Below are 11,389 nucleotides of genomic sequence, written 5' to 3'. Positions count from 1 at the left end.
AGTAAACTCGCCCTTTGGGAGTGAGCCAGCAAACCCATTTCTGTGTCAAATAACGTTGAAAGGGAAAAGCCATTCCTACCGTCATTTTCCTTGAACTGAGCTCGCTGGTCTCACTCTGAATCCTGCATCTTGAGGTAGCTTGGGTATAGAATGCTTTATAATCAATACTCTTTAATTGGTTATATCTAAGAGGGCTTGCTTGCTTATTAATCAAAGAGCGAGAACATTAATTCAGTGCGTTTTCGGTTCTGATTAATAATTACTACCTGCCTTAACAAATTAGCATCTACCTCAACAAAATAGTGCAAATTCTCATCCCCACAAAGAATAGTTTTATCATTAAGTGCGGTGGCTCGTAGCTTGATGAATTGCTTTTGATTTAGTCATCAGTTTCTTTTTATATAATTCATAGCGTATATCAATCTGATATTTATTCTGACTGCTTAAGGTTTCAGTATGGTATCGCTATCTCTTTACTGTCTCTTTTATTCACATGGGTAATAATATGGATGTTAAAAGAAGCTGGGGGCTGATATCAATTCTTCTTGGTGTGCTTTCATTATTGTGGGGAGGCGTGTCACTGGGCGGTATGCTCGGCCAGGAGCAGGTGTTCTCGGACATGAATCAGTTTTTGGCCGCAGGCGGTAGTGATTTGCTTTCCTCATTCAGCGCAGAGCACGCTATTGCCGAAGCCAAGAATAAAAACGTGGTCATTATCTCTACTGGAATTGTGCTGTCTCTGTTTGGCATGCTCATGATGCGAGGTCGGCTCGACAAGTTTTAAGCTCAGCTAATGCCGTTCAGCAACTACACTATTACTCAGATGATCTTACAGCGAGCGATTATCGAGAGAGGTGTGTATGGAAGGGTTTATTCGAGCGCTGCCTAAAATTGAGTTACACCTCCATATTGAAGGCACATTAGAGCCTGAAATGATGCTGGAATTGGCAAAGCGGAATCAGGTTTCTATCCCATATCAGACCATTACTGATGTGCATGCGGCTTATGCTTTTAGCGATTTGTCAGCATTTTACGCACTGTATGGCCTGGGTGTTTCAGTACTGAAAACCGAGCAAGACTTTTATGATCTGACATGGGCGTATTTAAAGCGGTGCAAAGAAGAGCATGTACTGCATACCGAGATTTCCTTTGATCCACAGCTCCATACCCGAAGGGGCGTTGAATTTGGTGCGGTTGTGAATGGCATTTGTCGCGCCCTGCAGGAAGGATGTTCAACACTGGAGATCACTAGCCGTTTGATTATGTGTTTTCAACGGGATTTATCGCAAGAAGAGGCATTGGAGACATTGCAGCAAACGATGCCGTATAAAGACTCCATCATTGCTGTTGGCTTAGATTCATCAGAGGTGGGAAACCCGCCCGAGAAGTTTGCTCAGGTGTTTGAAAAGGCCAGACAGGCTGGCTTTCTAACCGTTGCACATGCTGGGGAAGATGGCCCTGTTGATAATATCTGGCATGTTTTGGGGAAATTACAAGTTGCCAGAATTGACCACGGTGTCCGTTGTACTGATGATGAAAAGCTGGTCGAGCACTTGGTCGCTGCGCAAATCCCATTGACTGTCTGTCCTCTGTCGAATGTCAGGCTGGGCGTGTTTGCGGCGATGGATGAACACAATATTGCCGACTTACTTGAAAGGGGCGTATGTGTCACGATCAATTCCGATGATCCGGCTTTCTTCGGTGGCTATATGGTTGATAATTTTATGGCGGTTGCTAACGCGTTTAAGTTATCTAAAAAGGATATGGCCAGGTTTAGTTCCAATGCTATTGAGGCGAGCTTTCTTACATCTGATGAGAAGGAAGCACTTCATGCGCGCTTGCAGCATTATTTGGACCTGAACTTTAGACCGATTATTTAAGACGCCTGCCTGTGTCAGGTAGGCGCCATATCAATAGGAATACGATGGGTAACGATTTGTTAGCGGTTACCAAGAAGTCGTTTTAGGCCGTTTTTGATGGCTTCAGCGAAATTAGCCGAACGGTTATTCTTGTTAGACTCTTTACGCGCAAAGTCGATGCCGGTGTAATAGGCTTTCATAAAGCGCTCTCGGTATTGCTCTGTCTTTTTCTGCCTTGTCTCGGCGGACGCATCTTGATTAAGTTTTTCTGCGATTTCCACTGCATGATCATTGGCATAGCTATAATCAATACCGGTATAACCTTGAGCCATAAACCACAGGGTTGAGATAATGGTAACTTCATCGTGGCTCAGTTCGGTGAACTTATCGGCATGTTCGGCACCGACCTTATTACTGAACATTGCTTTTAGTTCAGCTGTTTTAGGTTCAGTGGCCTGGTAGTTATCGAGTGCTTCTTGGTGGGATTTGGTTAATAGCCCGAGTATCAAATCATGACAGGGCTTGTCTGGCCGGTGCTGGCAGATCTTGTCGAATAAAGGAGCACTAATGTTCAGAAACTGATCGAGAAAAGTATGCTCGTGTTCGCTGAAATCCAGCGCGGAAAGCCCCATTTGTTGAAGCGCGTTGTGTAGTTGCGTCATGGTACCCGATAAAAAGGATATGTCTTGCTGGTAGTATACGCATGTCGAAACATGAAAGGCAGAACCTTTTCAGCGATATGGTTATCGTTGAGTTAAGGTCCTGCAGGTGGGAGATTCGGTTATGTGTTTCTCCTGGCCAAAATTTCTTATGCCTCTGAAGGTTTCAGTTCAGTTGTTTCGCCAGTGGTCGCATTCTCTTCTTTTAGTAATTGTTTCTCGTGTATTTTAAAGAAGGGGTAGTAAATCACGACACTGACCACAACGCACAATACAACAACTATCGCAGCTGTACTCGAGTTGGTGGCAATGACTGCACCAATAGGTGCCGGCATTGTCCAGGGTGGAAGGGCGATGATTTTTGAAATGATCTCTGTTTTAAAAGCTAGCCATACAATACTGGTATTCACGATCGGTGAAAGCATCCAGGGAATGAAATAGTTAGGGTTCATTACGATAGGCGTACCAAAAATAACCGGCTCGTTAATATTAAATGAGCTTGGGATAATTGACATCTTGCCAATGGTTTTAAGATGGGTTGATTTAGAGCGCATCATAAGAACAACAAATCCCCATGTACCGCCAGCGCCGCCGACAAAGATGAAAAAGTCGAGGATCGGGTTGACGAATATCTTAGGAAGCTCTTCACCAGCGGCTAGCGCGTCTTGATTGAGTCCAAGGTTGATGATTAATATCGGATATAAAATACCACTAACGACAACGGATGAACCATGAATACCACCAAACCATAGCAGCTGAATCATAATGACAGCAAAAAGGCATGCAATATATGAATCTGAGGCAGAGATAAGCGGTGCAAATAAAGCCATTATTGCCGATGGAATATTTAAATCATAATTACCCAGTATTGCGTTGATTGCAGCGACAATAATGCTGATAACGATAACGGGGATCAACAAGTCAAATGATGCAGAAATTTTTGGCGGAACAGCTTCAGGAAGGTTGAGCCTGATATTCTTGGCTTTAAGGAAGCGCTGTAGCTCTGGGACGAACAAGCCGGATAAGATGGCTGTAAACGCACCGGTACCTCCCATATTGGTGATCGGCATTATGCCGCCGACATTGTCGATGAACTGCACCGGGGCAACGGCTAGCAAGAAGGTAAACATTGATAGCAAGCCAGAGTTAAGTGCTCTCAGGCCGTAGGATTCTGCCAGGCTGTAGCCAATGCTGTATGCGGCATAGATGGCAAAGATACCCATGCTGATTTGGAAAGGAGCCAGGATGTTTTGCTGCCCTATGATGTCTATCAGTGCATGCCAACCATCTAAAAAGAAGTTACCGTCGCCGGGAGGGTAAGCCAATACCAGCAGCAGTGAGCCGACAATCAAGAACGGCATTGTAGCGACAAAACCATCCTTTATAGCGTTGATATGGCGTTGAGAGGATATTTTCGCCGCCAAGGGAGAAACTATTGTTTCTACAAAGTCCATTGTTTTAGAGAAAATAGACATGGTAGGTCCTTCTACGTTATTGGGTTATTAATTGTTATTACACGTTCCACTATTGTTTTTGGCATATGGATATATATGCCAACTGCACAGCAAAGATGTAGTTTCATTGCATAAGCCTTGTTTGTTTAAAGTTAATGCCTGTTCAAAAATTGATTTTGATTTAATTAATGGTGTTAATATTGATTCTCTATTCTCTATTCTCTATTCTCTATTCTCTATTCTCTATTCTCTATTCTCTATTCTCTATTCTCTTATGTTTATATTGCTCAATGTATAGTGATAAACTAGTTTCTAGTTTCTAGTTTCTAGTTTCTAGTTTCTAGTTTCTAGTTTCTAGTTTCTAGTTTATATTTTCCTATATTATGGATTGGCCTGATTCTGGTAATTGTGCTTTAAAGTAGCTTGAAACGCTGGCGCCGATATCGGCCATTGTTCTTCGTTTACCTAAAGCAACGCCCTGCATTTTTGAGCTATAAAGCATTAATGGAACCTGTTCACGGGTATGCTTGGTGTGACCGATGAACGGATCGTTACCGTGATCAGCCATAACTACCAGAAGATCGCTCTGGTCCATTGCATCTATGACGGCAGCTAATCCGCGATCGGCTTTTTCCAGAATATTCCAATATCTCTTGGGATCTTGTTGATGACCGGAGAGATCGGTTTCTTGAACGTTGGCGCAAAAGAAGCCACTTTTTTCTTTAAGATCATTGATGAGTAACTCGAATACCTGATCAGTATCGACAACAGAAGTGTAAGACGTCCCAGTCTCGTTTTGGACTATATCGGCGACTTTGCCGTACAGGTAGGTGTGTATGCCAACTTTGTTTAGCTGTAAAGGGACCTGGGTATTGGCGTCAACACCATACCCCAAGTGAACAACCTGAAACCCATCGTCATAGGTTCCCGAGTCAGGCGAGTTAATCCCGATATACTTTTCGATTCCGAATTCATCTGCTTTGAGTTCGATGGCGTTGAGAATATTGTCCATTGAGGGGACATAACCACCAAAGGCAATATTTCGGCTCACCGCATTGGCAGATCGCACGATTTGACCGATTTCTTTGAGCTCTTCGAAGGTAATTTGGTTGAAGTTTGCGGTCAGGTTGTAGACTTGGCCCAAGTCAGCCTCGAGGTTATCTCCGATAACAACACTGTCGCTGACCATGAGTAGCTGAAGGTGTTTGACGAAGATCCTCTTAACTTGATAACCGGCGAGTTGCAATGCTTGCTCTATATCGTCGATTGATTCACTGAATGGTTTTTCTAAAGGGGGCTTTGGCCGGGTCCCCATGATTTCCTGGTGACCCATGAAAGTGTCGCAACCGTAGTGGGCTAAGTCCGCTATCCCCCAGTTTGCCTTCGGGTTGGGGGTCATGACTGAGTTTGTTGCGTCTACGATGTTAATCAGTCCCAGCTTTTCCAAAGTAGGTAATTGTTTGAGCGGAAAGTGATTGAGTAGTTTACCGGCGGTGTTGGCACCGCAGTCTTGTGGACGAACGGTCGGTACATCTGGCATCTCACCGACACCGAAGCCATCTAATACCACAACAATGAATTTAGCCATGATGAACCTCATTTCCGAGTGAATCGTAGATGCCAAACAGCTTGGGGGTTGCAGTAGAAATGCCTTCAACAAGGGCGATATCGCTACGGGTGACGAACACCTGGGTTCGAAATGCCATAACGACCGGTGTACCGACGGCGCAGGCGTAATCAAGTTTCAGGTGATAGTCGATATTCGAATCGTCGTCGTTGCTAATAGTGACGAGCTTGTCTTCGGTGCGGCTTGGCAGCTGTTCTCTTACCAAGCCTTTTTCGAGTTGGCAGCGATGATAGTAGCCGCCGCCAAAGCAGTAGCTATTATTTTTGAACTGATGAGAGACTTCGGTGATATACAGCATGGCAACCTTTTCAGGCTGACTTCCGTTTCTGTTTGATGGCGTCGTCCCTGTCAGGGCATGGCCGGGTTCACCGTGGGTACCTCCAAGTTGCTTGATAAGAGGGATGGTTTCGCAGCTGGTGGAAGAGGGGCAATTGAGCTGCTCCAATTGATAACCCAGTTCGATTGCCTGCTGATTTGCCAAACGCAGTGTGTCCATATTCGGGGTTGCCTGCGTGCTGTCTTCCTCCTTATCGTAGAGAAAGCAGGGAAAGTGTGTAAGGCCCATAATATGGATGTTTGGTAATTGGCTGACTTGCGCGATGATCTCGGCGAGTGACTCTAATGGAAACCCTGCTTCCTGATTGACGTAGAGACGGTCTGTCGAGCGATAGAACTTAAGCAGAATGTTTTGGCATCGGTCTGCTTGTTGCGCGGCGAGTGATATTTCTTGTGCTTTGTCTAATGAGTATACGGTGATGACTTCTGGTTGGATGGTTGAAACGACGAAAGGTACATGATGGCTGGGCGGCTGCACCAAGTGACCAATATGACCTATTTTTACCCCAGCCTGATGCATTGTCCGGGCTTCTTTGAAATCGACACAGACAATGCCGGCATAGTCGAACTCATCAATAAGTATCTTTGCCAATACGGGGTTGCGGCCAAACTGCTTGGTCATGGCGTAAAGGCGGATTCCGTAGTTATCTGCCTGTGTCTTTATCAGCCGGGCATTTTCCCTGAACTGATCAACGTCGATCACGTAGGTATCGGGAAGGATCAAGCCACGTTCTAGCATTGTGATGGCGCTATCAATAAGAGCCGGATTTTGCTGTTTTAGCGCTGTAAGAAACATGAAATTACCTTTTTCAAGACGAGGTGAGCCAGTCCCACAAGGGCAATCAAATAATCATGACCATTTTGGGGGAGTGAGACTGGCTCTGTTGACCCGGTGGTTAGAGAGCGAACAGTCCCAGAATATAGAGCAGGTTTAAAATGATACCTGTCAGTATGGCCGCCACTGCCGGTGCTGCTATCTTCAGGATCGGCCGTCCCATCACTTCGTTGAGGAAGTATAAAACAGCGAAAATGGTGAAGCCGGTTGTCTCGCCCATTTTCATTACGGCAAGGACACCACCAATTAGCAACGCAAACTCCATGAGGGTATTCATCGAGTTCCGGATATTGTCGGACGCGTTTCGGATAGATGGAAAACGCTCAAGAAAGTGGCCGACTTTACGTAGCAACATCACCTCGACGCAGATTGTCAGTGCGCCAAGTATGGCTGCGACTGGAATATTGGGTGAAAGGTAGCCCACGACAAAGACGAAGGTCATACCGACAACGCCGTAGACCCCTGTTGCCAGAGCGGTGGTAGCAATCAGCGGGATGAAGCCAAGTCCCCGCATAAACTCAGAGAGTGCGACCTGCTTGATAGCACTATCTTGCTCGAGAGGATCAGCAATCTTGTAGGCGTCAGCCAAGGAATAAATAGATACCTCCGAGCCTGCGAAGATCCCGGCATTGGTGATAATGGCGATCAATGCCCCTGTTGCTGCCAGTAATGGCAGGTTTTTTACGATGCGCTTGGTGCGCTCTTCGAACAGGCTATGCATACCGGACATATCAGGCGGGTTAATGCCGTTCTTTTTATCCGTAATATCCTTGTTGATAGCAATACCGACCAGCATCAGCATACCGACAAAGATTTGAATAGACTCGGGATAAATACCGGTATATTTCATCACTAGCAAGCGTGATACCAGAATGACGACACCGGCTAGCGCCCCGGCTTTCCAGCCAAACTGATAGAAGATGGCTAGCAAAGGGAAAAGTGCAAAGGCAGACATAACGGGTGTGCCGAGCTCGCCTAATGCGCCCAGTGCATCGATAGGTAACCCGGTCAGGACGGCATTAACCCCGCTCAGTGAAGTTACCACCAGTATGCCCCATAGACCGCCTGCCAATGCCGCAAGTAGCCTGCTTCCGATCATAACGCCGAGAATATCGGTCGGGAGAAAAAGCAGCCATGGGTTTAGCAGGCCGGTTGACAGGGTAAACGAGATCCCGACGGAAGCAACAAAGCCAATCGACAGGCCGAAGGCGACAGAGCCGGCATCACGGCGGGTCATATGGCCCTCGACCAGTTGCGGCAAGATGGGGCGGATCCCGTCATGAAAGACAGAGGCGCTCATGTTGGCAATAAGTGCCGTCATGGCGCAGAGTATGGCGACCAGGCCTAAGTTCATGATATCCATATTCTTGCCCTATCAGTTGTTAGCAAGTGCTGAGACGAGAATAGGGACAGCATGTTCGACGTGCTCGACAGATAAGCCAAAGGCAACTTTTCCTTCGGCGACAAAACGCTGTACTTCATCTTCTTTGGCTCGTATTGCCGGTTTGGCAATGGTGCAGCTCTGGCTAAACCCGATAATGGCTATCGCGATGGAGAGTGCGGCGCCAGCCCCTGTATTACAACAGCCGATATAGTAGTCAAGCTCACCGGCTTTCACCTTTAATGCCGCATCCATATCGTTGAGGATGAAGCACTCGAACTGATCCGGTGCTGCGATATTGATTTGTTCTTTTATTTGCTCACGTTGAAGGCCTGCAATACCAATCTTTTTCATAGGAATAACCTTTTGTTTAACCAAATAGAGAGTAGGGGGCATGTATTAGCATGGCGTCGATTTCCTTCTGGCTAATGCCGTTGTTCCGAAGCATTGGAATGAAGGTGTCGACCAGGTAACAAAAACCCAGTCCGCCATTTTGTTTTAAGTGGGAGCGACGGGTGATATCCATGGATAACATCACCTGGTCGAGTAAACCGTACTCGGATAATGCCTTGAGCATAGCTACACGCTTGGCGTCAGGGTAATAACGGTTTTTGCCAATTGTATCGAACTGGACGAAACAGCCCTGATCAAGCAACCAGAGAATATCGTCAAGATTATCTTTTAAATCACAGTGGCCAATGGTGACTTTTTCCATATCGACGCTGTAGCTCTTGAGCAGTTCAATTTGGTGACGTCCCATGGTGCTCATCGACTGGTGGGTTGAAATTGGTCTGCCTGTTTCATAGTGCGCCATTGCTGCGGCTTTGAAGACTTTTTGTTCGGTATCGGTAAAGCGGTTCTCACTACTGCCAATCTCCCCGATGACACTGGCTTTGAGTTGGCTACCGTCGATACCGACGACGATTTCTCTGACCATTTCTTTGCAGATCGTTTGTGCAGATTGCGTGTAAAGCGCTGGCGGGAAGAAGCCATCAATGTAATAACCTGTTGAAAGAACAACGTTAATACCAGTGTCTTTGATTAAATTTTCAATAAATTGAGGATTTCTTCCCATAAAAGAATTGGTCACTTCGATGATGTTATATACACCGGCGTGGATTAAATCACGCATCTCGTCGCGAAGAAGTTCGTAATGGTCGAGTCGGCAGTCGATATCCCCTTTTTGCAAAGAGAGATCAATGTGCAGGTGCTCGTGGCAGTAGGTATAACCGTCGGCGTTGATTAGCATGCTTCTTCCTCAAATTGACCGGCGCAGAAGAGCGAAAATAAATTGCTGATTAAAAAAGAATTCTCAGCCTCGGGCACTGCAGCAATATCATAAAATGTCAACGTGGCGAGATTGAGTGCTGATATTTGTTCATATGCGTCATCCTGGTAGATTTCGCCGAGGAGTTCAGGATCCAACCCGTTTGAAATAGGCTCTCCGGCAGTGATGCGATCAATAGCCCTTGCCAGATGCGTCATTGCCATCTGGAATTGCTCATTGCGAGTGTCGATATTCAGGTGCCCGGAAAGAAACTGTGCCGCTTCGAGTGTCCCTGTATAGGCATGTTGGCTTATAACATCAGCTTGCCTTAACAAGGCGAGTCGTTCCTTCATAGCAACCTCTATTATCTGTTGAGCGATACACAGCCAGTGTTTAGTAGCTAGGAGTAATCATCCCTTTTACGACCTGCTGCTGGTGGTCCAGTAACTCGGCAATATTGATGAGCTTTCGAAGCAGTGCATTGATATGTGTTGCATCACCGCGTACTAACATCACAGCATCTGAAGCCAGGTTACATTGCTCGATATGGCCAAGTGATTTTTCTGTCAGGCCATACTTTTTCATGTCGATGGCTTCCGGCAGCCAGACAACAGCATCAATTTCACCGTTAACTAAGTGAGTAAGGCTATCGGCATAATTGATTTCTACAACCTCGACAGGCGAGTTTTCAAATGCGAGTTTCGTAAGTACTTTCTGATCCGGTGAGTCGGGGTCAACACCGACACGTTTAATGGCATCATATTCACCTGTTCGATAAATCAACCTATGTTCGTGGGAATAGGAGTTTTTACCAAGGTCGATGGCGGTTACAAAGCCGTCTGAATAGGTTTGTGCAGCTAGCTTGGACATGATTGCAATGTCATAGGTGCCTGCCTTTAAACATTCGGCTCGAACGTCTGCACCTCGCATATGGGCAAAATACAGCGGCAGGTCGCCAATTTGTTTCTTTAGCCCGCTGGCAAGTCCTTCATAGTGTCTGGTATAGGGTAGCGGCATGGCACAAACAACATGTAAAAAACCAGCAAGTTTGACCAGTGCCTGATAGTCAAGCCGTGAGATAAAGGTGCCATTTCTTCCTTGTTTGGATAACGAGACAGCGTTTTGTTTTTCAATGGTGATCAGCGCTTTTTGAATAAAGCCGACAGACACACCGATTTCTTCAGATAATGAGTCTATGGTTCTTAGTCTGTCATTGACTGAGGTTGTCATTAAATACCGGGCAACGTTGATGATCGCCGCGCCTTCTTTACTGATGTACTGTGCTGTCATAATGCTGTTATTTTATCTTCAATATTCTGAAGTTTTAATTTAGCAACAGCAGTGGTTTATTTATAGTGAGGTAAATTAAATATGCGATCAGGTTCTTAATTTAAAGTTAGAATAATAATTCTAATCTGATCTGATAAGTTACTACGTATAAGTGCTAGCATCAGAATGATGGCAAGGCAGCTAATGGAGATTCAAAATGACAACGTTTTACGACCTCTCTGCTAATTCAATTCGAGGTGAGCAGATTTCAATGAGCGATTACGCCGGTAAAGTGGTGTTAGTTGTTAATACGGCCAGTGAATGTGGTTTCACTCCTCAGTACCAGGGCCTGCAAGACTTATATGCCAAGTACAAAGATCAAGGACTGGTTATTTTGGGTTTTCCGTGCAATCAGTTTGGTGGTCAGGAGCCGGGTGCCAATGATGAAATCGCTGAAGCTTGCCAGATTAACTATGGCGTTGATTTTCAGATGTTCGAAAAAGTGGATGTGAACGGTCCGGATAGCCATGAGGTGTTTAAATATTTGAAAAAGGCGCTGCCTGGTTTACTCGGACAAAAAGTGAAATGGAACTTTACCAAGTTTCTGATCAACAGAGACGGCAAGCCCATGAAACGCTATGCTCCGACCAAAGCGCCGGAGTCGATTGAAGGCGATATTAAAAGAGCCTTGGGTTGATTGTG

At 45.7% G+C, this 11,389-nt stretch carries 12 protein-coding genes; 3 read left to right on the top strand and 9 right to left on the bottom strand.

The features are described 5' to 3' along the window. Window positions 1-505 precede the first annotated feature (505 nt). Complete coding sequence (locus tag EIZ48_RS25775) at window positions 506-784, top strand: molybdenum cofactor biosynthesis protein (protein WP_160658028.1); 279 nt, start codon at window positions 506-508, stop codon at window positions 782-784. Between the two features lie 76 nt (window positions 785-860). Beyond that, window positions 861-1,880, top strand: a complete 1,020-nt coding sequence (locus tag EIZ48_RS25770; protein WP_160658026.1) for an adenosine deaminase — start codon at window positions 861-863, stop codon at window positions 1,878-1,880. A 59-nt stretch (window positions 1,881-1,939) separates the two neighbouring features. Here the strand turns inward: EIZ48_RS25770 and EIZ48_RS25765 are convergent, their stop codons facing one another. From EIZ48_RS25765 to yhfZ, 9 genes are all read right to left on the bottom strand, one after another. Beyond that, on the bottom strand, window positions 1,940-2,521 hold the full coding sequence (locus tag EIZ48_RS25765; protein WP_160658025.1) for a hypothetical protein: 582 nt from the start codon (window positions 2,519-2,521) through the stop codon (window positions 1,940-1,942). Between the two features lie 146 nt (window positions 2,522-2,667). Further along, window positions 2,668-3,993 carry a PTS sugar transporter subunit IIC gene (locus EIZ48_RS25760; RefSeq protein WP_160658023.1) on the bottom strand — a complete coding sequence of 442 codons (1,326 nt, stop codon included), beginning with the start codon at window positions 3,991-3,993 and terminating at the stop codon, window positions 2,668-2,670. A 355-nt stretch (window positions 3,994-4,348) separates the two neighbouring features. Beyond that, the gene (locus tag EIZ48_RS25755; protein WP_192928738.1) at window positions 4,349-5,560 is read right to left on the bottom strand and encodes a phosphopentomutase; all 1,212 of its coding nucleotides are present in this window, start codon (window positions 5,558-5,560) and stop codon (window positions 4,349-4,351) included. Further along, window positions 5,553-6,731 carry a YhfX family PLP-dependent enzyme gene (locus tag EIZ48_RS25750; RefSeq protein WP_160658019.1) on the bottom strand — a complete coding sequence of 393 codons (1,179 nt, stop codon included), beginning with the start codon at window positions 6,729-6,731 and terminating at the stop codon, window positions 5,553-5,555. Before EIZ48_RS25750 ends, EIZ48_RS25755 begins: the two co-directional genes overlap by 8 nt. Before the next feature lie 100 nt (window positions 6,732-6,831). Further along, a complete protein-coding gene (locus EIZ48_RS25745) occupies window positions 6,832-8,133 on the bottom strand; it encodes a YhfT family protein (protein WP_160658017.1) in 1,302 nt (433 codons plus the stop codon). Between the two features lie 12 nt (window positions 8,134-8,145). Beyond that, window positions 8,146-8,505, bottom strand: coding sequence for a DUF2620 domain-containing protein (locus tag EIZ48_RS25740; protein WP_160658015.1), 360 nt, complete (start codon window positions 8,503-8,505; stop codon window positions 8,146-8,148). Window positions 8,506-8,521: 16 nt separating this feature from the next. Then, window positions 8,522-9,400: a phosphotriesterase family protein gene (locus EIZ48_RS25735; RefSeq protein ID WP_160658013.1), complete on the bottom strand. Its 879-nt coding sequence runs from the start codon at window positions 9,398-9,400 to the stop codon at window positions 8,522-8,524. Next, a complete protein-coding gene (locus tag EIZ48_RS25730; protein ID WP_160658011.1) occupies window positions 9,394-9,771 on the bottom strand; it encodes a hypothetical protein in 378 nt (125 codons plus the stop codon). Before EIZ48_RS25730 ends, EIZ48_RS25735 begins: the two co-directional genes overlap by 7 nt. Window positions 9,772-9,811: 40 nt before the next feature. After that, window positions 9,812-10,708, bottom strand: a complete 897-nt coding sequence (gene yhfZ / locus EIZ48_RS25725) for a GntR family transcriptional regulator YhfZ (RefSeq protein ID WP_160658009.1) — start codon at window positions 10,706-10,708, stop codon at window positions 9,812-9,814. Window positions 10,709-10,904: 196 nt separating this feature from the next. Between yhfZ and EIZ48_RS25720 the strand changes: the two genes are divergently transcribed. After that, on the top strand, window positions 10,905-11,384 hold the full coding sequence (locus EIZ48_RS25720; protein WP_160658007.1) for a glutathione peroxidase: 480 nt from the start codon (window positions 10,905-10,907) through the stop codon (window positions 11,382-11,384). Window positions 11,385-11,389: the final 5 nt, after the last annotated feature.

Origin of the sequence: Photobacterium alginatilyticum (assembly GCF_009910675.1) — a bacterium.
Taxonomy (GTDB): domain Bacteria; phylum Pseudomonadota; class Gammaproteobacteria; order Enterobacterales; family Vibrionaceae; genus Photobacterium; species Photobacterium alginatilyticum.
This window is presented reverse-complemented; position numbering and strand designations above follow the sequence as displayed.

Bases quoted from the DNA above. Each gene is read 5' to 3' on its own strand.
- EIZ48_RS25775 (WP_160658028.1), top strand. From the start codon at position 506: ATGGATGTTAAAAGAAGCTGGGGGCTGATATCAATTCTTCTTGGTGTG.
- EIZ48_RS25770 (WP_160658026.1), top strand. From the start codon at position 861: ATGGAAGGGTTTATTCGAGCGCTGCCTAAAATTGAGTTACACCTCCAT.
- EIZ48_RS25765 (WP_160658025.1), bottom strand. From the start codon at position 2,521: ATGACGCAACTACACAACGCGCTTCAACAAATGGGGCTTTCCGCGCTG.
- EIZ48_RS25760 (WP_160658023.1), bottom strand. From the start codon at position 3,993: ATGTCTATTTTCTCTAAAACAATGGACTTTGTAGAAACAATAGTTTCT.
- EIZ48_RS25755 (WP_192928738.1), bottom strand. From the start codon at position 5,560: ATGGCTAAATTCATTGTTGTGGTATTAGATGGCTTCGGTGTCGGTGAG.
- EIZ48_RS25750 (WP_160658019.1), bottom strand. From the start codon at position 6,731: ATGTTTCTTACAGCGCTAAAACAGCAAAATCCGGCTCTTATTGATAGC.
- EIZ48_RS25745 (WP_160658017.1), bottom strand. From the start codon at position 8,133: ATGGATATCATGAACTTAGGCCTGGTCGCCATACTCTGCGCCATGACG.
- EIZ48_RS25740 (WP_160658015.1), bottom strand. From the start codon at position 8,505: ATGAAAAAGATTGGTATTGCAGGCCTTCAACGTGAGCAAATAAAAGAA.
- EIZ48_RS25735 (WP_160658013.1), bottom strand. From the start codon at position 9,400: ATGCTAATCAACGCCGACGGTTATACCTACTGCCACGAGCACCTGCAC.
- EIZ48_RS25730 (WP_160658011.1), bottom strand. From the start codon at position 9,771: ATGAAGGAACGACTCGCCTTGTTAAGGCAAGCTGATGTTATAAGCCAA.
- yhfZ (WP_160658009.1), bottom strand. From the start codon at position 10,708: ATGACAGCACAGTACATCAGTAAAGAAGGCGCGGCGATCATCAACGTT.
- EIZ48_RS25720 (WP_160658007.1), top strand. From the start codon at position 10,905: ATGACAACGTTTTACGACCTCTCTGCTAATTCAATTCGAGGTGAGCAG.